We start from the raw sequence: 21,148 nt of genomic DNA, 5'->3' as shown, positions 1-21,148 counted from the left end.
CTTTTTAATATAAAAATACCCCTCTATATTAATTTTACACTAATATAGAGGGAATCATCTAATATCTGTAAATATAAAACTAAGACTTTAATACATCTAACAAAATACCAAAATTAGTACATTGTTTAGAATAAGAAATGGAATTTATAGAGTTTGTATTACTTATTAGTGTATCTATATAATTAGGTTCTGCTTCATTTATAATTCTTAGTATTTGCTTTTGATTTGTTTTATCATAATCTTCTTTTAAAAATTTAGTCAACTTACTATTCAATTTCGCTCTAGGAATAATGCCCGGTTTCATAACCTCTATATGAGCTAATAACCAAACCTCAAATGCCTCATTAGAAAATACAAGAGTCACATCCGCATTATTTCTCTCATCCTGAAGTATTTGATTAAAATCCTCTACTGTTAAATCATCCTTATCAATTACTATATAATAATGCTTATAATGTATATGCTTCCCCTCAGCTTCTTTTTTACAGTTTCTTAATGCACTACTTATCGCCTCAGCGCCAGAAGGGTTTACCTGTTTTACATCAATAGATGCACCTCGAATTTTCTGTTTTATGATATCTAAGTAAATCTTTTCTGTCGTACCATCTACAACGATAAGTCTCCTTTTTCTTATAGGTCTATCCAACGGTTTTCTAGCCATGCTGTTTCCCCAAAATATCTAAAAGCATTCCCTCATTAATAATTTGATCCCCACCATACAAACCATCTTGATAATTCTTTTTTACTTGATTCATAGTCGGTTTTTCATCAAAATCAAATGCGTTATACAATTCAGATATACCTTGATAGTTTTTATCAACAAACCATATTTGATCTAGGCGTAAATTATTATTTATAATCTCATTATTATGAGTTGTTACAATAAATTGATTATGTTCATTATACTCATTAAATAAACGAATCAATAATATTACCAATTTAGGGTGTAAAGAACGATCAAATTCATCTATTAAAAATACAGAGTTCCTATAAGCTCTCTGTAAGATATACATAGATAGCATTATAAATATTTTGGTGCCAGTACTTTCAGCAGTCCAATTTAATACAAACGAATTACCTTCATCTCCTTGATGAACAAAATCTACTTGCAATCTCTTTTCTTTAAAATCAGCATTACTCTCATAAACACTTTCAGAAACTTTAATATCAACAATATTAAAATCAGCAGCCTTAAGAAAATATAAAGTATCTTCTTTTAAACTATTATTCTCTAATAATGGTTTAAATATTTGTTGATCAATCGAAGGAATCCCTACTAAACGAGGTGATACTAAATCTTTACCAAACCATTCATAAGCTTCTTTGGCTTCTAAAACATTGTTATTTTGAGCAAAATATAATAAAGGTTGATTATTACGCAATGTATCTTTTATTCCTTTTAGAAGTGAAGGTACAACTAATTCATCGTGATTTCTACTAAAAATGAGTTTTTTATTAACCTTTAATATTTCTAATTTTACTTGTTTAAAATTATATATAAGTAAATAATCAAATTGTTTTCCATTCTTATAAAATTTTATATGAAACTCTGTATCTTCTTTATTTGCAGCATATGTATCAGTAAATAAATTATTCAATTCAGATGAAGTTCCTGATAAAATAATCATTTTAAGTATATCTAATGCATAAATTAAATTAGTTTTACCAGTAGCATTGCCACCTAAAATATAAGCAGATTTTAATAAACGTATTCCTTTTTGGTGATGAGTATTTTTTCTCACTAATCGAGAAATACCTTCTCCTACCTCCATAGAAAAAGAAGTCTCATTCTTAAAGGACCTTACATTCTTAAATGTAAAATCTAATAGCATAATTATCTCCTAATAAAATCAACAATGCCTTTACTAATTATTTTAATTATAACACAGGACAACACCCTTCAGTTTCTAACTTAATTGTATGAAAACTCAACAGTACCTTCAATTATGATTTACATATCTATTCCAATTTTAAAAGCCCAAGAATAAAACATCCTTATTACGAAAACTAAAACCTAAAATAATATAGTTTATTAAATCAACTCAACTAAATATCTATTCAATTTCTCAGTCAATTCTTTATATCCAAACATTTCTCTAGCATACTTTTGGCTCTCAATACATTTATATTCTAAAATACTATTTTGCATATTTTCTAATAATGCATTAGACAAACCTTGAATATCATTATTATCTACAATACATCCACATAAATTATTGTTTGTCGTATCTTTAGTAAAATCACTATAATTCGTAATAATAGGATATGCTCCAAAATACATTCCTTCTAAAGTAGCCAAACAAGTACTTTCCGTCCGACTAGTCATACAAATAATTTTAGCTCGTCTACAATAAGTATAAAGTTGCGTTCTATCTGTAATATTTCCAGTCATTATAATCGAATTTGCTTTTTCTGGATATTTTTCTTTAAAATTCTTTACAGCTTGTATAAATGCTTCCGTCGATGGACCAATAAACATAAACTTCCATTTTTTTACAATATCATCTGAAAGTAATTTAATAGCATCTAATAATAACTCATTATTTTTAACATACTCACCTAATCGACCAACGGTTATAACAATATTTTCTTTAGAAATACAATCTATCTCATTCACATTAATATCCAATGTGGATACACCATTAGGCAAATATCCTAATCTATTTCTAAACACAGATGTTTTAGAAAGTACATCATAATAAGACTTTGTCTCTACTGTAAAAAAATCAACATATTGGCTTTTTAATTTTTCTGCATAATTACGAAGCCACATAAATGGCTTATTACCACAAAAATGTTCAAAACCACCTATACCCATATCTAATTTACTATATACTACAATATCTGGTTTCAATTGTTTACAGTATTTAGCAAGTTTCCAAACTATGCTGCCATAATTAAAAAACATAATTACATCAAATTCATGTATATGTTCTCTCAAGTATAATTTTGCTAATTCAATTTGCTTTTTATAATCACTAGTTTCACCAATACAAATCGTATTCACATATGATGAAAACTCTTGATTCCAGACTGTATCACTTTCTCTTGTTTTAAAATACACATAAGTACTATTCCAATTGAAATATTTTGCTAATGTATATAAAAACATACCACAATCTTTATAGGACACCTCAGGTGCATCAGAAGGACCAAATAAAATATTACAAATTCTTTTAGTATTATCCTGACTTTCAATATCCATTCTTCATATCTCCAGAATAAGTATCCACAAATTTTATAGGATCATGGAATAAATTGTAACTTTCACGAATCTTATTATCATCCCATTCCCACCATTTTATTAATAATAATTTTTGAATAATTTCATCTGGAAAACGATATTTAATTATTTTATTGGCCCCTACCACAACTGCATATGGTGGTACATCTTTGGTAATAATACTGCCTGAACCTATAACTGCACCATCGCCAATTGTTACATGATCCCGAATAATACAACGTGCACCAATCCAGACATCATTTCCAATTACAGTGCTACGTTGAAAAGGATCCATATCTGGATATGTAATCTCAGAATTCCATGTTGTCACATAATCCATACGATGACCATTAGGTACAACCAATTGATCTATAGCAATAGAGCAATATGCACCTATAGATTTAATTATGTCATTTCTTATAAATTGATATCCCCACGTAAATTTTCCAATAGGAATATTAGAATATTTTTCAAAATAATATCTAGCTAAATTATCCTTAGCTCCATAATGCTTTAAAGAGTATTCGTGTAAAAACTTAGGACAAATACGTGAACCTTTTATATGACGAATAGCACTCGCAAATAAAATATCCTTAGTACTTACCTCATATTTTTCTTGCAAATTCATAATTATCTCCCCATAACTAACTTATAATCACCTAATGATTTTCCCTCATCATAGAATTGTTTTACACATTTCATAACTTCTACTGGTGTTATCTGTTTCATACAAACTGGCTTTTCACACCAACCAGGACCATTAAATAAAAGATCACAACCAGCACACTTTACAGGTGAAATAATAGCTTTATAAATACGTTGTGGAGCACCACGCCAAACAGGTTGTGACCCATATAAACCTATAACCGGTGTATTAACTGCATTCGCTACATGTACTGGAAAACTACAACCATTAATAGCCAGTTCTGCATTTTTTATGATTTCTCCAACTTCTAAAAGATTAGTTTTACCTCGTAAATCAAGAACGTTATCTGACAAATTAATATCAATATAGCTTTGTGATGATTCACCGATAAGAACAACGAATTTTTCCATTTCACGAAGTTCATTAAATAAGGTTTGCCAATGTTCTTTAGGCCAATTTTTGGCATATCCACCTGTTTCTAAACTAGATACAATATAGTCTTTACCTTGTAAAGGTTCCAACAATTCTTTTACATGCTGCTTATCTACATCCCTAGCATCTGGATATACAAAAGTATCCCAATTAGGCAATGTCGTTACATCAATTCCTGTTGCCTCTTTCAAAAAATGTGCATATACAACAGGCTCAAATGCATGATTCATCCAAGGTTCTATTTCAAGATTATCAGTGAGCCAAAATTTACGTTTATGTGGCAATCCGACACGCTTTTTGATACAAGCTAAAGCATAAATAATAGATACACGATAAAGCGTATCCATTAAATATACCACATCTGAACGCCATAATTTTTTTATAAGATTCCAAGAGCTTTTCTTCGTTTTATCAAATGTAAGATACTCATCTACAAATGGATAGGCTTCCATTAACTGTTTAGCATTTGTATTCCCCACAACAGTTAATTTTATATCTGGATATAATGTCTTAATACCCTTTAATAATGGTGACATCATAACCATATCTCCTAAGCCACCAAACCTACTTAATATAATATGCTTATACATAGTATAATCCCCTAATTAACTAACACCCTTATTTATTCAATTTTTATTACAGTATTATTATTTCAAATACGCCTTCAAATTCCCCCGAATTTGTTCTTGATATCCATCCAATAATTCATATCTCTTCCGATACTGACTACGTTTTTGTGATTTGATTTCTTCAATAGGTTTTCTGTATTCTTCCAATGGAATTTTGAAGAATCGTGGATCTTGTGTAACTGTGCCACCAATGTCTTCCCACAATGGATCGAGTTCAGCTACTTTTGCCTTATGGCCACGCACCATGTGCGTATTGGCGTAGAAACCTTCGTCAGATACGGCGTACATGGATTGAACTTTACAGTATTTAGCGAGTTCCCGAATCAAAAATACGATAAAGTTTTTTGGACGATAGCCAAACATTTTCTTTGTAATATGTTTTGCGTTATCGAGGCCATCCTTATACCCTTGGATGGTACCAATCCACAACGCTGGTTCCCCTTCTAGGCCTTTGCCGAGGCGGATATTCGCATGATATACGCCTTGGTCCCCTAGTTGTAACAGAATAGTAAATAAACCTTCCTTACGTTGACCAGTCATAAAGTTAAGGTGTGCCGTCATGTTTAAATCAGCATCTTCCCAAAGTAGAATACCTTGTTTTAATCCTTCCGGTTTTAGTTCATCGGGATTATATAGCATTTTGATAGTCTCTGGCGTAAATACGTCTTCTAAGGCTGTAAAGTGATTCTTTACCGCATCAATGCGTTCACGCAAGGTAGATTCTTTAAACAAGAAAATACGGCTCATCAACTCATACAGGCCTTCTTGTTTATCTAAAATATGTTGATCTGGTGCGTAGCTTTCAAAAAAAGCCTTGTATTCCATCATCTCTTGTTTGTGGCCTACAGTTCGCAAGAAATGCAAGATTACGCGACGTGTTTCACGCCACGATTTTTTCCCATAAATAGCTCGACCATTAGCCCATTGGTCCTTTATATATTGAAACATACACTCTCCTTAGTTGTTCTATACATTAATAATCGAATCCATCATCCGTTTATGTCCAAAGTCTTCATTGGCTTGTACCAAACCTGCCTCATATATGTCTGGATGTTCAATCATTTTGTTTACGAATTGTTCTAATCCAGCGCGAATCGTATCTACTGAAGATATATCTAAGCTTTCACCAACATGATAATCGCGCAGCACCTCAGGGTTAATTTCAGGCGACACTAAAGCCGGTTTATAAAACCCGATAGCTGTGTAGAGCATGGCGCTCCAGTGATAACGATAGCGTTCAGCACCGTATGGCATCAATATGGCGTCTACATCGAGTAAGGACTTGTCCCAATCGGGGCCGATGAGGTTCGCATGTAAAAATGAAAGTCCTGGCACATCCTTATATTCATCAGCAATAGCATCGAATAGTTCGCCGTCCTCAGGTTTAGCTGTCGCCCCTTGTACCAACAGTTCTACGGGACCTGTAAAGGTAGCCGTTTTGAAAGCATCTAATAAAGGGATAATATTCTTTTCCTTGCGGAATTGACCAAAAAATCCAAGACGAAGTGGCGTATGTGTAGAGAAGGTTGGCATTTCGCCTGTTGATGGCGTAAACACAGGTGGCAAAATAGGACGTACGCGCGGTAGATCACTGCGCAGCATATCGTCGCGCAAGGTGATGACATCTAAGTAAATATTTGTATATCGATTGACACGTTCCGCTTGTTTCAAGAATCGTACGTTTTCACCTTTACCAATACCATGGAAAATAAAATGAACTGGTACCTTTGCATGTTTTAGAGGCGTATCTAATAGCGCTTTTATGTAACGATAGGTAGAGGTCGGAATGATTAGGGCATCACAATTATGTTCCTCTAATTTCTTAGCAGCCGAAGTAAACCATGCACGACGACGGCGTTCACGTAATATAGACAAGAACGGCTTTTTCCATTTCGATGCACCTGCATAGGTCACTACCTCTCCGCCCTCAAGATAGATAACCTCAACGCCATAATCAACCTTGAAGGTAAAGTTCTCCGGCACCATCAATACCGGTTCATGACCTTGGCGTTTTAATTCATTGATGATCATGCGGTCAAATTCCACCTCATGACCGGCGGGCATAATGATACTTTCCAAAATGGCTACGCGCATTATGGTCCTTCCTTTCTCATACTCACACTCGTCTATTGTCTAAAATTTTTATAGTTTCCCATTAGATTTCAATAAATAATATAGCTTTACATACTTAATCATGGTGTAGAAATAGTGGTTCACGGATAGGATAAATCCCATTTTTCCATCTAAAAAGCCTCTATCTAAAATGTACACCTTGAAAAAAGCCCAGCTTGGACGGATAAGAATATCCTTTACAAAGGAGCAAGATTTCCCATTTTCCTTATATTTCTTAGCCGCTAATGTCGTATAATTGTTGAATTTATTGAAGTACTGATGCCAATTATCATAGGTGTAGTGATACATTTTGCCATGTAACTTAGCCTCAGGATAGGTACTGGATATAGTTTCATGTACAAATCCTTCTATATTTGTGCCTTCTTTTGGCATGAATCGTAACACGTAATCGGGACGCAACACGCCATGAGTGGCCTTATTGTGATGGAACACATTGGACCGTTCAATCCAGTATGCTTTTTTATCATCCTTAGCTAGTACATCTTGTATTTCTCGTTGCAATTCTGGCGAAATGCGTTCATCCGCATCGAGGAAAAAAATCCATTCGGACCGAGCCTCTTCGACGGCAAAGCGTCGTTGTTGGGACCAATCGCCGTTCATAGCGTGATGTACGACGCGAGCCCCCATAGATTCAGCAATCTCTACCGTTTTGTCCGTGCTACCGTCATCAATAAGAAGTACCTCGTCAGCAAATTGTGCAGATGCGATACAGTCTTTCATATGTTGTTCTTCATTTTTAGCCAAAATAATGACCGTTACTGTTGCCATATATGTCTCCCCTATTGAATACTATCCCCATGTTTCAAACGCCAAGCCGTAAGTTCCCGCATGGTTTTCATAGAGTTAGCATAGGCTTGCGGCATTTTCTCATCTTCTAAGTATATACCGGTCTTATCCATCCACAAACGGTGATTGAATACGAACGGTCCTTGATTAAATAGGCTCGGCACCATGGCCTCATAGGTTTGCCCCGTGCGTCCTACGAGTTCCGCCAAGGTCGGAATAATTTGAATGCTCATGCCGAATGTGTCTGGTGAAAGCCATTCTTTTTTGATGCCTTGACCGTAGAAAATAATTGGAATCGTGGAGGCCACCTTAGGACCTTCTTCACGAGCGAAGGTAAAGCGTTCACTATGGTCACCAGTGATGACGAATAGAGCTGTTGGATCAACTTGTTCCTCTTTGCTGATAAATTCGCCCATCACATGGTCCGCATACCAAATATGGCCCATTTCGTTGATTTGTTTATCCGTATTCGCAATGGAATCTGGCAAGTTCTTACGAACCTTATCCGCATCATAGCCTTCCTTAGCCACATTTACACTATATGGAGGATGATTTGACGTCGTCATGATGACATTGATGATTTTTTCACCGCGATGTTTGTCCATGTACGCATTGATGGCCTTGAACATATCTCCGTCGGCTACGCCCCAAGCGTTTTCTTCATCGCTTGGCATTTCGGATGCATCGTGGAATTCATCAAAGCCTTGTTCCAACGCAAAGTTCTTAACATTTTGCCAAGTGCTGAACCCGCCGTACCAAAATACGGTTTTATAACCGAGTTTTTTCATGACCGGTCCAATACCAAGTCCATACGGTTCTTGTAACATGCCTACATTATAATTTGGATACATCCCCGTATCCGGCATGCCCGTCAATAATCCGATAATGGCTGGCATCGTGCCCGTTCCTTGAGCCAAGGCCATTTGCGTACCCATCGCCTGAGGACTGGCTGCATATTTGCGACCTTGCTCTACAAGATAGGCTCCAGGTTCGTTGAATTCAGCAAGGAATGGCCACAATCCATAGGATTCTCCGAGAATGATGTTAATAGACTGTGGTTGTTGCTGTAATCGTTCTGTTGTTAACGTTTTTGTGAAAGCTTCATCAAATCGTGTACTGCTAGGATTACCGCCAATGGATTGTATTTTTTCATGTAATTCAGCAGGCGTTAAATGAATATCCTCTAATTCTGAAGTCCGTTTCGCAATGGATTTTACACGGTATAAGGCTTGTGCATCATCCAAAATGGTTTCATTTAATAGATTAGAATTAAGGCGCGCTGCGCTTTCCCAGTTAATGGAATTCGTGTAACCAAAGGCGCCACCAAAGCGGAAAAATAAGAATAGCACACCAAATCCAACAAAGCTGAGAATACCCGTAATCCATTTACTGCGCTTGGTGCTAGGTGCCCATTGAATGGTGTTCGTATTGAGGACTTTCACCAATAGCCAAGTCAAACCTATGCTAAGCGCAATGCCGCCTATTAAAAATGGGATAGCATGGTATTCATTGATACCCGTATTGATAATGGCATGAATATCGTCATGTTTGCCATTGATAAGCATCGCATTATACGAAGAATTGAATATGGTATAAAACGGAATTCGCCCCATAAAGAGCAACGTAAATAGAATCGTAACAAGGCCATACCAAACCTTGCGCACACCTTGGGACTTCCATTTAGACCATACGATGGACGGCAATGTGCCAAATATCAGTCCTACGAGCACAATGGATCCAACCGTTTTCAAACTCAATCGAAAGCCGAGCCACAAGGACATCAAAATGTCACTCATCGTAGCCGTAGCCAATTGGGACTGAAAAATGACTAAAAATACAATTCTAAAGAGCGTAAACAAGATAGAAAAGAACAAAAACGCCTTTATCTCTTGTTGAATTCCCTGTATCCAATTCAACCAACGATTCATACCATTCCCCAACTTTATAACTGTCTACAAATTTATACTAAATATACTAATATTTACATGCTATATGTACTACACATAGCCACTATATATTTGGATACCTCTTATATCACTATGTATTCGGATATTTCCTACACTGAGGCCCTTTGCACCGCTTGCATTTTCCACAGCCCCTATCCGTAGTTTTCTGGCCGTGGTCATCTGTGAAATCTACGGTTAGTCCTTTTTTGTGGACTTTTTGGATTCTTTTTTCAAGGCTTTTTCTAATTTCTTAGCCTTTTTATCCTTCTTAGCGTCTTTGTCTTTCTTTTTCTTATCTTTTTTAGCCTTTTTCCCTGAAAGCTTCGCCCATTCTTCTTCCACTCGTTTCAGTTGTTTTTTGATAAGCTTATCGATTTCCTTTTGTTGTTTGGTTTTAGTTGTATCATCACCAGATTGTTTGGAGTACAACAAGGAATTTACCATATCATAAGGATCTAAAGACGTGCGAACATCTCTGTCTAATACGCTTTCATCATCAATATCTTCGAGGTCATGATCTACATCGTGTAACTTAACTTGCTCCATCGCATAATCTAAGTTGTCTTGATTCGACGCACCATAGCCCATCGGTTTATCAAAGGAAAGAACATCGCCAAACAAATCGCGTTCCAAGCTTTCATAAGAATTAAGCATGCTCATGCGGTCTTGAACGGTCTCAATTTGATTCCACAATTCCATCAAATTCGCCGTATACTGCATGCGTTCCTTAACCTCTAAATAGGCTTGATGAATAACAAACAGTTCTTTTTCATTAAGACCTTCTTCAGCACCGATTTCTTCAATCATTTGCTGAATCTCTTGATCACGATTATAACGCTCTACTAAGGCACTGCGAATTTCTTCAATAAGACTAGCTGACACGCGTTCCATACGTTCCTCCTTTATGGTATATACTCAGCCCTAATCACTATGATTAATCATTACGAATCAATACATACCATGGTGAATAGAAAAATAAATTTTTATACTCTCTAATCTATTATTATATCAGAAAATATGCGGATTTACTGAAGATAATAGAAAAAGATATCCCCTGAAGGATATCTTTTTAGTAACTTATAAAATTTATTTTTTATTAATCTCTTTTAAATGCATCCATACTGAATTTATAATGCGTTTTTTGTAATTCTTACTATCTCGTTCAGTTATAAAATAATATTTTACAACTGAATTAATATATAATTCACCATCTTTGAAGCAGTTTTTTTAGATGTATTCCAATATAAGGTCAATTTACTAAAACACATTCACCCTATACACTAATATGCGTTCTTTTTCATCACGTTCTTGAAATAAATCACCGCATTGTATTATTTCTTCTGCTTCGAGGCGCACGTGGTTATTTAGGAAGTTTTCTACTTCTTCGTTAACATAGTAGAAGAATAATAGAATTTCTCTCGGATGATGATATAACGAATCAAATATATTACCTAGTACACGTTTGATGGTATGAAGTGCAAAGGGGTTAAAGAAAAAGCATCGATCTGCATTATCTGGCAATGTATAGGTAGCTGCATCACCGAGGACAAAGGATACACGGTTCTTGGCAGCTGGGCTTTCACCATTTATAATGGCACGTTCATACAAACGTTCATCGTATTCTATACCAATGGAATGACACCGCGTCTGATTCGCCATAAATATGCTGACGCGGCCCTTGCCACTACCATAATCAATGAGAGTATTTTGTTTCGTAATATAACCACTATTGGCAAGGCGTTCAAGAACACAATAATCCGTTGGCTCATATGGATGATGCTCTGCATCCGAACGGCTATCATCACGGCCTGTGGTTTTAATCTGTAACACTTGTTCCCATTCCTGTTCGCTTGTCATCGTATCCTGCTCCCTATTGCTTATATATGTACATTATAGTTTTATTAATGTTCTTATGAATCATTGTATACATAGATTGCATCATTTACAAACATTAGATAATCATGTAATATAATATATGACAAAGGAAGTCAATGTGTGACACATTTTCACGCAAACGAAAAAGGAGGGTGCCCGCCCTCCTTTTTCTGTGCTAGTTACTGACGAAAATATCTATCTAGCCACTTGCAGATGTAGTGACAGGTTACACCTGCTATGATAGACACTATTAAGGAAGTCAAAGTGTCAAACACATTTTCACCCCCTTTCTGTTACCAGTATGGGGCAGTAACACCTATAGTATACAACAAAAGCATCCTCCATGGGTGCTTTTGTTGTATTTACCATATATGATTCAGATATGATATACTTAAGAGTAATATTTCAATTTTTCTCATGTGCAGAATTGTATCTCATAAAAAGGAGTATTTACTTACATGGACAGTGATCTGACCTTAGATTTTATAATTATCGTCATTTTAATCATCGCGAACGGCATTTTTTCTATGACCGAGCTCGCCATTGTCAATGCTAAGAAGCGCCGTCTCGAGGAGATGGCCGAGTCTGGCAATGAGCGCGCCAAGAAGGCCTTTGAGTTGGCGGAGAATCCGAACGAAATGTTCTCTACCATCCAAATCGGCATCACCCTCGTCGGCATTTTGACTGGTTTGTATTCCGGTGCCACCTTTTCTGCGCCGTTAGAGGACGTTTTGGTGAAAGCCTTCCCTAGTATCGCTCCTTATGCGGCTTCTATCAGTTCCTTCTTGATTGTTGCCATCATCACCTATTTATCGCTTGTCATCGGCGAATTGGTGCCTAAACGCCTAGCCATCAACAGCCCTGAAGCGATTGCCGTTGTTGTTTCCAAGCCGATTTACTGGCTTTCACAAGCATTAAAACCAATCGTACTGTTCCTCGGCGTGTCTACGGATTTTCTATTGAAAATATTGGGCGTCACTGTGAAAGAAGAAGCGCCTGTAACAGAGTCGGAAATCAATAAAATGCTCACCGAAGGCGTAGCCATGGGGGCCTTTGAAGAAGAGGAACCAATCCTCGTGGAAAACATTTTCCACCTAGCAGACATGAACGCAGGCGATGTCATGACACCGCGGACGCAGCTCAAATGGATTGACTTGAACTCATCCGAAGAAGAAATCATGGAAGTCCTAAAAACAGCGAACCAATACCGCATTCCAGTAGGTGAAGACTCGCTCGACGAATTACGCGGCGTAGTCAATGTAACCGATGTGATGGTCCAATGCTTACAAGGCGAAAAATCCTTACATCATGTAATCCATTCTTGTCTGAAAGAACCATTGCTCGTACCTGAGTCCATTTCTCTTATGAAATTACTCAACACATTGCGTAACGAAGGCGTTCACGAAACCATCGTCCTCGACGAATACGGCGGCTTTAGCGGCCTCGTTACCTTGCACGACATCATGGAAGAAATCGTAGGCCTCATGCCATCCGGCGAAGAAGAGCGCCAAGAAGAAGAAAACCGCATCGTCGAACGCGAAGACGGCACTTGGCTCGTAGACGGTCTACTCGACGTAGACGAATTCAAAGAATTCTTCCACATCGATAAAGAACTACCACGCGAAGAAGACGACCTCTACAAAACACTGGGCGGCCTCATGAACCTTCTATTCGGTAGAATCCCACGCGAAGGCGACAAAACCAGCTGGGACGGATACACATTCGAAATCGTGGACATGGATAATACACGGATAGACAAAATTTTGGTTAGTTATGTTGAACCAGTTGTGGAACAAACAGAAGAATAAGGATTGCAGAGAGAACCCCTCCTGAAAGCCGACACGCTACTGCGCTACGCGGAGCCCGAAGTCGTTTTCAGGAGGGGTTCTCTCTTCTTCTATTCTACGTTTGTTGCACAACTTGGTTAACATAATCTATTGTGAATAGACAGGCCGGGTCTGACTCCGGCCTACGGCCTCCGCAGGGCCGACGCAGGGTGTGAGCTAACAGAGGAGCGTAGCGACGTATGGGAGCCACACATCGCTAATCCAGAGGCGTAAGATTTTCCATCAGAAAATCCACAGCATCTGGGAAAGTCGTTTTTGGAAGTCTATTTTTTTATTACTACTATACTATGATTCTACGTGCTCAAATTTTCATTTCTACTGTAATTCGCACAACTTGGTTCAACACAATCTATGAGAGAGACACGCTATCGCGCTAAAGCGGGACCCGAAGTTGTTTTGGTAGCACCATGTGTCTTTTTCTTTCTTACTGTAGTTCGCACAACTGGTTAAACATAATCTATGAGAGAAACACGCTACGCGGAGCCCGAAGTCGTTTTTAGGAGGGGTTCTCTCTTCTTCTATTCTACGTTTGTTGCACAACTTGGTTAATTTAATCATCTAAAGCTTTTTTTAGTTCTTCTAACGTTTTATAACTAGGGTATTTCAAATCTCTAGTTATTTTCTTTGCTTCTTTCATCGCATCTAATGTTTTTTGATTATATTTATCTCTATCTTTTTCTTGTTTCATAATTCCACCAACCTTTATCAAAACTATTATAACCTAAATTTCTCCCCGAAGGTCCCCTCTTCCTAATATAATTAATATCCTTATAGAATTTTTATCTAAAGTGTAGTATTATTTAATCGTATAAAATATATATTTCGTAGTAGTTATTGCTTTCACAATAATCTCTATTACGTGTGTGAAGGAGAGGATTATGAATCGTAGTGTATTAGGTTTGACCGCAGCACTGTTGATGGGTGCACTCATCATCGGCGGTTGTGGGTCGAATCAAGATAATCAGGATACGAGTCTCAAGGTGCGGACGATCACGATTGGCGAAGAGGCTGGTACGACGAGTGCTGGGTATTCGGGGACCATTAAGAATCGGACGGAAACGAATTTGGCGTTTCAGGTGGGCGGTCGCGTGATTAACAAGTTTGTCAGTGTTGGTACGGCTGTGCAGGCCGGTCAGGTGATTGCTCAGATTAATGGCGCTGACACGGCGAGTCAGGTGCAAAATGCGCAAGGTGCTGTTACAGCGGCGCAATCCGCCTATGATTTAGCCAGTACGAATGCTGAAAGATATCGTGCTTTGTACGCTGAGCAGGCTATCAGTAAATTGCAATTGGATCAAGCGGAAAATCAACTGAATGCGGCGAAGGCTCAGTTGCAACAGGCTCAAGCAGGTCTCAATTTAAGCAACAATCAAAATAGTTATACTACTTTGGTTGCTCCAGATAGCGGTATTATCACGGCCCTCAATGTCGAGGCCGGTCAGGTCGTGGCAGCAGGCCAGGCTATAGGTACCTTGGCGGCCGGTCACGAACCTGAGGCAGTCATCGCTTTGCCAGAGCAAGAAATGAGTAAGATTCATCCAGGCAGCACAGCTACCATTAGTTTTTGGGCTTTGCCTGATGTGAAAGTACAAGGTATTGTCCGTGAAATTTCACCGGTTCCAGACCCTGTAGCGCGGACGTATACGGTCAAAATTACCTTACAAAATCCTCCAAAAGATGTGCAACTCGGTATGACCATCAATGCCATTCTCAATCAAACGGATACAGCGGATATTTCCATACCGTTGACGGCGTTGGTGAAAGACAAACAAGGTAATAACGCAGTGTATATCATTCGAGACAAGAAAGCACATCTCGTTCCTATTCAAACTGGCGAATTTGGTAATAATTCGGTCATTGTTAAAAATGGCCTTGCTAAAGGGGATATTGTCATCACCGCAGGGACCCAACAATTACAAGAAGGAACGGCGGTGCATGAATGAAGAAGTTTAACTTAGCAGATTGGGCTCTGCGCCATAAATCTATCATCTACTACTTCATCGCCGTACTCCTCACCTTTGGTATATTCTCGTTCACCTACATGGGACGCATGGAAGACCCAGACTTTACGATGCGTACCATGGTCGTCGGTGTCTCATGGCCCGGTGCTTCACCGCAACAAATGTCGGACCAAGTAACGGATAAGCTCGAAGAAAAACTACGAGATTTGCCGGGTGTAGATTATACGAAGTCTTTCACAGACGGTAGTAAATCGGTTATTTATATCAATCTGAAAGAAGATTTACCATCGAACAAAATTCGTCCTGCCTGGGAAGAAGCGCGGAATATGATCAATGACGAATGGAAATCTTTGCCATCCGGCGTGCAAGGCCCGTCCATCAACGATCGATTCGATGATGTGTACGGCACAATTTACGCGCTTTCAGGTGACGAATTCTCGTACGAAGAGAAACGGCAACAGGCAGAAGATTTAAAACGGCAGCTCTTGTCCGTTCCGAATGTTAAAAAGATTACCCTCATCGGTGTGCAAGAAAAGTCCTTAGATGTAACGATTAACAAGGACAAGCTCGCATCGTATCAGGTGAGCACGCAACAATTATTGACGGCCCTCAAACAGCAAAGCGCCATGGTGCCAGCGGGCATGGTCAATACGGATACGAATAATGTATATTTACGCATTAACGGCGTCTTTGATAGCGTGGATGCGGTAAAAAATATGCCTGTTCGCATCAATAACCAGACGATTCGACTCGGCGATATTGCGGACGTAACGATGACCTATAAGGATCCTTCCAGTCCACAGTTCTACTACGAAGGCAAGCCGGCCATTGGCATCGCCATTTCCATGGATGCGGGTGCCAATAACATCGAGTTTGGTAAGGCTATCGATACGAAACTAAAAGAGCTAAAAACGACGATTCCTGCAGGCTTAAGCCTCGACCAAGTATCGAATCAGCCTCACATTGTTAAGGAATCCATTGGCGATTTCTCGCAATCTTTATTCGAAGCCATCGCCATCGTATTGCTCGTCAGCTTTGCATCCCTCGGCATTCGTACGGGCATCGTAGTGGCCCTCACCATTCCGGTCGTCGTGTCTACAACGTTTGTACTGATGTATGAAAATGGCATTTATTTGCATAAGGTTAGCCTTGGTGCCCTCATCTTGGCACTGGGCCTGCTCGTAGATGACGCCATCATCGTCGTTGAAATGATGAGCGTTAAGCTCGAAGAAGGCTTTAACCACTGGCGCGCCGCAACGTTCGCCTATGAATCGACGGCCTTTCCGATGCTGTCCGGCACGCTCATTACCTGTGCCGGCTTCTTGCCTCTCGCCTTGGCGGAGGGCATGGTTGCAGAATTCACAAAATCCCTGTCCATCGTCGTCTTTATGGCCCTCATCCTATCCTGGATTGCGTCCGTTCTGGTCAGTCCGGTGCTGGGCTATAAAATCATCGAAAACAAGGCCGAGAAACCCGATTCGGAATGGACTCGTCGCGATTATATTATGCATCGTATGAAAACCGTTTTTTATGCTCGTTTTGAAAGTCTACTTCACTGGGCACTAGGTCATCATAAGGCCGTTTTACTCATAACATTAGGGGCTTTCATCCTATCCTTGCTTTCATTACCGCTCATCAAACAGGAATTTTTCCCATCATCGACGCGGAATGAAATCATCGTATCCATGCAATTTCCTCAAAGCTCGTCCATCGATTATACCCAAAGCCAAGCTAAATCGCTGGATGCTTTGTTAAAGGATAACGAACATATCGACCATTTCACCACCTATGTAGGCGAAGGGTCACCAAGATTTGTATTAACATTAGAACCGGAATTGCCGCGTGCTAATTTCATGCAAACCATCATCGTTACCAAATCCTTAGAGGATCGAGATGCGTTGTTCAAGGATTTACAAGATCAACTAAACGATCAATATCCATCGGCGCTCATCAATATGCAATTCGTCCAAATCGGACCGCCGTCCAAATACCCTGTTATGCTCCGCGTATCGGGTCCTGATGCGTCTGAGGTTAAAACGATTGCAAACGATGTGAAAGCCAAGATGCAAGAAGATAAGGATTTACATAATATCGCCTTCGATTGGCCGGATACAGAGCCAGTTGCTCAAATCCACATCGACCCAGATAAAGCACGTTTGTTAGGCATTAATAGTTACGCCGTATCGCTTCATCTACAAAGTTTATTATCCGGCACTAAATCCGGTGAATACTACGAAGGAAACCAAACCATTCCTGTTACTTTCAGATTAAGCGGCAATGAAAACCACAACTTGGCGGCACTTTCATCATTACCAATCCAAACAGGAAATGGTTCCTATGTACCGCTCAGCCAAATCGCAACGATTTCTATGAGTCAAGAAGAAGGCATTATTTGGCACCGCAACATGATGCCAACTATCAGCATTCATGCTAATGTAGGACCAGGCGTACTCGGTAATGCTAAGACAAAAGAAATTTACAATAAACTTGCTGAATATCGTCAAGACTTACCAACTGGCTATACTATTGATCTCGATGGTTCTGCTGAAAAGAGCGTCACTGCTGTACAAAAATTGCTCGTGCCAATGCCAATCATGCTCTTTGCGATCATGACGATTCTCATGTTCCAATTAAAGAGAATTGCCCTTATGTTTATGGCCCTATTTACGGCCCCGCTTGGACTCATTGGTGTTGTACTGGCCTTAAATATTACGCGTACACCAATTGGATTTATGGCCATACTCGGCATCATTGCCCTCTCCGGCATGATCATTCGTAACTCCATCATCCTGTTGGACCAAATCGAAATTCACCGCGCCGAAGGACAATCTGCCCGCGAAGCCATCATCAACTCCGCTACATTGCGTTTCAGACCAATCATGCTAACCGCCATCGCGGCCATCCTTGGTATGATACCACTCATGGGATCCGTATTCTGGAGTCCACTCGCCATCGCATTCAGCGGCGGTCTACTCGTAGCAACCATACTAACACTCATCGTATTACCAGTTATGTACGCAACATGGTATAAGGTTAAATAAGTAATATATAATAGATATCTATTATAATCTAATAATTGATTGACTACTAATTCTGATAATGTTAATATAATTTTGACAAGGGAAATAAATAAGTTGCAATGTATTCACGCAACAAAGAAAAAACAGCAGGGTGGCAGCCCTGCTGTTTTATATTGCCTTACATACATATCCCTATTTTAAAATAGAACAGGCCTGTTCTATTTTTTAGGAGCACTATACATACCCTTTTTAAATTAGTACACGCCTGTTCTATTTTTTTGAAGTACCATACATACCCTTCTTAAATTAGTACACCCTGTTCTATTTTTTAGAAGCACCATACATACCCTTCTAAAATTAGTACACGCCTGTTCTATTTTTTAAGAGCCTATTTATTACATACAAAAAATCAGCAAATCACAAAATCTGCTGCCTCATACCCTACTTATAGCCCTTCCCACTCATACCCAGCCGGTGGAAGTTTTAAGCAAAATAGGATAAGTAGTATTTCCGAACGACTTTTGAGTAAACCTAAAAAATCAGCAGATAATCATCTGCTGATTTTCTTCTAGTTTAGCCTGTTGTATTTAATAAGGAAAGCTGAGCATGACTTTCATGCGACTTTGGCCCTGCGGAGCCAGAAGGGCGTAGTCAGACCCGGCCGGTGGAGCAGGGAAGTTATGCTCAGCTTTCTCCCCTTATTAAACTACAACGGCCGTCCCATTACATGTCACCATAAGCATGCCGTTTTGAGCACCTACTGTGCTGTATTGGAATGATACGCCAATAACGGCATTAGCGCCGATTTTACTAGCCCGTTTTGCCATTTCATCGAGTGCCGCTTGGCGGGCATTCATTAGGGAATCTTCGTAGCTACCGCTACGGCCACCAACGATATCACGAATGCCAGACATAAAATCTTTTACGAAGTTACGACCTTCAACGACTTCGCCAAATACGATGCCTTTGTACTCTTGTACAGGTTTATTCTCAATATGCATAGTTGTAGTAATAATCATAATTGTATCCTCTCTAATTGACTACAATATATTTTGATTTATTATAGCAAGACTTTTACAGAAATACAATTACATATTATGGCATGTACAAAAAAAGACCTATTCACTACTTTCATAATGAACAGGTCTAGTTTTTTTGCGTTTTTATTTATCAAAATCGCGGTCTAAGTTTACTTCTTTCAACGGAACGAGTTTAGTTTTGTTAATGTATTTGTAACCTAGGTAAACAGCGAAGAAGATAGGCAATCCGATGTACGCAACGGATACGCCATACCAGTCGATGGTGTCGCCTGTGAAAGCGGAGTAGTTTTGGCCACAGATGATGATGACGCATAGGATGAACGCCAAGATTGGACCAAATGGGAACAACCACGCCTTGTAAGGCAATTCTTTAAGGTCTCTGCCTTGTGCAATGAACGCACGGCGGAAACGATAATGGGAAATGGCAATACCTACCCAAGCGATGAAACCGCAAAGACCAGAGATGTTAACAATCCATGTATACGCTGTACCTTCGCCGATGAAGCTTGTAAGGAATGCAAACAAGCCAATAGCTGTAGTCAATACCAATGCTGGTACTGGAACGCCGCGTTTATTGAGTTTAGCAAAGATTTGTGGCGCTTGACCTTCCTTAGCGAGTGCATAGAGCATACGCGTAGAGGAATAAAGGCCAGAGTTACCAGCACTCAATACGGCTGTTAAGATGATAGCATTGATAAAGCTAGCGGCGAACGCGAATCCAAAGCGGTCAAATACGAGTGTAAATGGAGAGATGGATACGTTTTCTACACTGGAATTCAATAGGTTTGGATCAGTGTAAGGAATGAGGAAACCGATAACTGTGAAAGCCCCAATATAGAACAACAAAATGCGCCAGAAGATGGAATTAATCGCTTTTGGCACGTTCTTTTCAGGGTCTTCTGCTTCCCCAGCGGCTACGCCGATAAGTTCAGTACCTTGGAAGGAGAAGCCAGCTACCATGAAGATAGCGAGGATGGATTCCCAACCGCCTACGAATGGTGCTTCCCCTACTGTCCAGTTCTCAAGTCCAGGGGATGTACCGCCGATACCAAAGATGAGCATAAAGCCGCAGAATAGGAATACGAAAACGGTAATAACCTTGATGGACGAGAATACGTATTCGCTTTCACCAAAGGAACGAGTGGACAAATAGTTAAGCCCAAATAGAATTAACAGGAACAATGCGGACCAAACGATGGCCGGCACGTCAGGGAACCAATATTTCATGATAAGCGCCCCTGCCAACACTTCGGCAGCCAATGTAATAGCCCAGTTAAACCAGTAGTTCCAACCTAAAGCAAAGCCAAAGGCAGGGTCTACATAGCGTTTTGCGTAGGTTCCGAAAGAACCTGGAATCGGCAAGTACGTCGCCATTTCCCCAAGGGATGTCATGAGGAAATATACCATGATACCGATGAGGCCATAGGCCACAAGAGCGCCACCAGGACCAGCCGTACTTACTACTTCACCACCGGCTACGAATAAGCCTGTACCGATGGCACCACCCAAGGCGATCATATTCATATGACGCGCTTTGAGGGATCGTTTTAAATGTTTTTGAGTATTAGAAGTATACTCTACGTTAGTATTCTGATTATCTGCCATGGGTC

Annotated in this window: 17 protein-coding genes; 3 read left to right on the top strand and 14 right to left on the bottom strand. The window is 39.4% G+C overall.

Translation table 11 applies throughout. The features are described 5' to 3' along the window. Positions 1–79 precede the first annotated feature (79 nt). The 11 genes from VIHSUH07_RS02765 to VIHSUH07_RS02715 all read right to left on the bottom strand — a co-directional run bounded on the left by VIHSUH07_RS02765 (position 80) and on the right by VIHSUH07_RS02715 (position 11,652). Entirely contained in the window at positions 80–661 is a 582-nt protein-coding gene (locus tag VIHSUH07_RS02765) for an RloB family protein (RefSeq protein WP_105083817.1), read from the bottom strand. Further along, the gene (locus VIHSUH07_RS02760; RefSeq protein ID WP_105083816.1) at positions 654–1,832 is read right to left on the bottom strand and encodes an AAA family ATPase; all 1,179 of its coding nucleotides are present in this window, start codon (positions 1,830–1,832) and stop codon (positions 654–656) included. Before VIHSUH07_RS02760 ends, VIHSUH07_RS02765 begins: the two co-directional genes overlap by 8 nt. Before the next feature lie 200 nt (positions 1,833–2,032). Then, a complete protein-coding gene (locus VIHSUH07_RS02755) occupies positions 2,033–3,205 on the bottom strand; it encodes a glycosyltransferase (protein WP_105083815.1) in 1,173 nt (390 codons plus the stop codon). Next, the gene (locus VIHSUH07_RS09785; protein ID WP_105083814.1) at positions 3,195–3,851 is read right to left on the bottom strand and encodes a CatB-related O-acetyltransferase; all 657 of its coding nucleotides are present in this window, start codon (positions 3,849–3,851) and stop codon (positions 3,195–3,197) included. The genes VIHSUH07_RS02755 and VIHSUH07_RS09785 overlap by 11 nt, the downstream gene beginning before the upstream one ends. A 2-nt stretch (positions 3,852–3,853) precedes the next feature. Continuing rightward, on the bottom strand, positions 3,854–4,891 hold the full coding sequence (locus tag VIHSUH07_RS02745; RefSeq protein WP_105083813.1) for a glycosyltransferase family 9 protein: 1,038 nt from the start codon (positions 4,889–4,891) through the stop codon (positions 3,854–3,856). A gap of 57 nt (positions 4,892–4,948) precedes the next feature. After that, positions 4,949–5,878 carry a VirK/YbjX family protein gene (locus VIHSUH07_RS02740; RefSeq protein ID WP_105083812.1) on the bottom strand — a complete coding sequence of 310 codons (930 nt, stop codon included), beginning with the start codon at positions 5,876–5,878 and terminating at the stop codon, positions 4,949–4,951. Between the two features lie 18 nt (positions 5,879–5,896). Further along, positions 5,897–7,024 (bottom strand): glycosyl transferase family 1, encoded by a 1,128-nt coding sequence (locus VIHSUH07_RS02735; RefSeq protein ID WP_105083811.1) that lies wholly within the window; start codon positions 7,022–7,024, stop codon positions 5,897–5,899. 48 nt (positions 7,025–7,072) lie between these two features. Continuing rightward, positions 7,073–7,831 carry a glycosyltransferase family 2 protein gene (locus VIHSUH07_RS02730; protein ID WP_105083810.1) on the bottom strand — a complete coding sequence of 253 codons (759 nt, stop codon included), beginning with the start codon at positions 7,829–7,831 and terminating at the stop codon, positions 7,073–7,075. 11 nt (positions 7,832–7,842) lie between these two features. Continuing rightward, positions 7,843–9,777 (bottom strand): LTA synthase family protein, encoded by a 1,935-nt coding sequence (locus VIHSUH07_RS02725; RefSeq protein WP_105083809.1) that lies wholly within the window; start codon positions 9,775–9,777, stop codon positions 7,843–7,845. A gap of 213 nt (positions 9,778–9,990) precedes the next feature. Next, positions 9,991–10,686 carry a hypothetical protein gene (locus VIHSUH07_RS02720; protein ID WP_105083808.1) on the bottom strand — a complete coding sequence of 232 codons (696 nt, stop codon included), beginning with the start codon at positions 10,684–10,686 and terminating at the stop codon, positions 9,991–9,993. A gap of 366 nt (positions 10,687–11,052) precedes the next feature. After that, on the bottom strand, positions 11,053–11,652 hold the full coding sequence (locus VIHSUH07_RS02715; RefSeq protein ID WP_105083807.1) for a class I SAM-dependent methyltransferase: 600 nt from the start codon (positions 11,650–11,652) through the stop codon (positions 11,053–11,055). A 476-nt stretch (positions 11,653–12,128) separates the two neighbouring features. Between VIHSUH07_RS02715 and VIHSUH07_RS02710 the strand changes: the two genes are divergently transcribed. Then, positions 12,129–13,478, top strand: a complete 1,350-nt coding sequence (locus VIHSUH07_RS02710) for a hemolysin family protein (RefSeq protein WP_105083806.1) — start codon at positions 12,129–12,131, stop codon at positions 13,476–13,478. A 589-nt stretch (positions 13,479–14,067) separates the two neighbouring features. Here the strand turns inward: VIHSUH07_RS02710 and VIHSUH07_RS09665 are convergent. Next, positions 14,068–14,205, bottom strand: a complete 138-nt coding sequence (locus tag VIHSUH07_RS09665) for a hypothetical protein (protein ID WP_199176826.1) — start codon at positions 14,203–14,205, stop codon at positions 14,068–14,070. A gap of 190 nt (positions 14,206–14,395) precedes the next feature. Between VIHSUH07_RS09665 and VIHSUH07_RS02705 the strand changes: the two genes are divergently transcribed. Both VIHSUH07_RS02705 and VIHSUH07_RS02700 read left to right on the top strand, forming a co-directional pair. Continuing rightward, entirely contained in the window at positions 14,396–15,460 is a 1,065-nt protein-coding gene (locus VIHSUH07_RS02705; protein ID WP_105083805.1) for an efflux RND transporter periplasmic adaptor subunit, read from the top strand. Next, positions 15,457–18,519, top strand: a complete 3,063-nt coding sequence (locus VIHSUH07_RS02700; RefSeq protein ID WP_105083804.1) for an efflux RND transporter permease subunit — start codon at positions 15,457–15,459, stop codon at positions 18,517–18,519. The genes VIHSUH07_RS02705 and VIHSUH07_RS02700 overlap by 4 nt, the downstream gene beginning before the upstream one ends. 680 nt (positions 18,520–19,199) lie before the next feature. On the opposite strand, the gene VIHSUH07_RS02695 is transcribed toward VIHSUH07_RS02700, so the two are convergent. Both VIHSUH07_RS02695 and VIHSUH07_RS02690 read right to left on the bottom strand, forming a co-directional pair. Continuing rightward, positions 19,200–19,517: a YbjQ family protein gene (locus VIHSUH07_RS02695; protein ID WP_105083803.1), complete on the bottom strand. Its 318-nt coding sequence runs from the start codon at positions 19,515–19,517 to the stop codon at positions 19,200–19,202. A gap of 144 nt (positions 19,518–19,661) precedes the next feature. Further along, entirely contained in the window at positions 19,662–21,143 is a 1,482-nt protein-coding gene (locus VIHSUH07_RS02690) for an amino acid permease (RefSeq protein WP_105083802.1), read from the bottom strand. Positions 21,144–21,148 lie beyond the last annotated feature (5 nt).

This window comes from Veillonella sp. T34266-5, assembly GCF_002959815.1.
Classification (GTDB): Bacteria; Bacillota; Negativicutes; order Veillonellales; family Veillonellaceae; genus Veillonella; species Veillonella atypica.
The sequence above is the reverse complement of the archived record's forward strand: the minus strand, read 5'-3'. Positions and strand labels throughout refer to the sequence as shown.

What these genes read in the sequence shown, in the direction of transcription:
- VIHSUH07_RS02730 (WP_105083810.1), bottom strand. Translation starts at nt 7,831, where the DNA reads ATGGCAACAGTAACGGTCATTATTTTGGCTAAAAATGAAGAACAACAT.
- VIHSUH07_RS02755 (WP_105083815.1), bottom strand. Translation starts at nt 3,205, where the DNA reads ATGGATATTGAAAGTCAGGATAATACTAAAAGAATTTGTAATATTTTA.
- VIHSUH07_RS09665 (WP_199176826.1), bottom strand. Translation starts at nt 14,205, where the DNA reads ATGAAACAAGAAAAAGATAGAGATAAATATAATCAAAAAACATTAGAT.
- VIHSUH07_RS02740 (WP_105083812.1), bottom strand. Translation starts at nt 5,878, where the DNA reads ATGTTTCAATATATAAAGGACCAATGGGCTAATGGTCGAGCTATTTAT.
- VIHSUH07_RS02710 (WP_105083806.1), top strand. Translation starts at nt 12,129, where the DNA reads ATGGACAGTGATCTGACCTTAGATTTTATAATTATCGTCATTTTAATC.
- VIHSUH07_RS02715 (WP_105083807.1), bottom strand. Translation starts at nt 11,652, where the DNA reads ATGACAAGCGAACAGGAATGGGAACAAGTGTTACAGATTAAAACCACA.
- VIHSUH07_RS02765 (WP_105083817.1), bottom strand. Translation starts at nt 661, where the DNA reads ATGGCTAGAAAACCGTTGGATAGACCTATAAGAAAAAGGAGACTTATC.
- VIHSUH07_RS09785 (WP_105083814.1), bottom strand. Translation starts at nt 3,851, where the DNA reads ATGAATTTGCAAGAAAAATATGAGGTAAGTACTAAGGATATTTTATTT.
- VIHSUH07_RS02725 (WP_105083809.1), bottom strand. Translation starts at nt 9,777, where the DNA reads ATGAATCGTTGGTTGAATTGGATACAGGGAATTCAACAAGAGATAAAG.
- VIHSUH07_RS02695 (WP_105083803.1), bottom strand. Translation starts at nt 19,517, where the DNA reads ATGATTATTACTACAACTATGCATATTGAGAATAAACCTGTACAAGAG.
- VIHSUH07_RS02745 (WP_105083813.1), bottom strand. Translation starts at nt 4,891, where the DNA reads ATGTATAAGCATATTATATTAAGTAGGTTTGGTGGCTTAGGAGATATG.
- VIHSUH07_RS02720 (WP_105083808.1), bottom strand. Translation starts at nt 10,686, where the DNA reads ATGGAACGCGTGTCAGCTAGTCTTATTGAAGAAATTCGCAGTGCCTTA.
- VIHSUH07_RS02705 (WP_105083805.1), top strand. Translation starts at nt 14,396, where the DNA reads ATGAATCGTAGTGTATTAGGTTTGACCGCAGCACTGTTGATGGGTGCA.
- VIHSUH07_RS02735 (WP_105083811.1), bottom strand. Translation starts at nt 7,024, where the DNA reads ATGCGCGTAGCCATTTTGGAAAGTATCATTATGCCCGCCGGTCATGAG.
- VIHSUH07_RS02760 (WP_105083816.1), bottom strand. Translation starts at nt 1,832, where the DNA reads ATGCTATTAGATTTTACATTTAAGAATGTAAGGTCCTTTAAGAATGAG.
- VIHSUH07_RS02690 (WP_105083802.1), bottom strand. Translation starts at nt 21,143, where the DNA reads ATGGCAGATAATCAGAATACTAACGTAGAGTATACTTCTAATACTCAA.
- VIHSUH07_RS02700 (WP_105083804.1), top strand. Translation starts at nt 15,457, where the DNA reads ATGAAGAAGTTTAACTTAGCAGATTGGGCTCTGCGCCATAAATCTATC.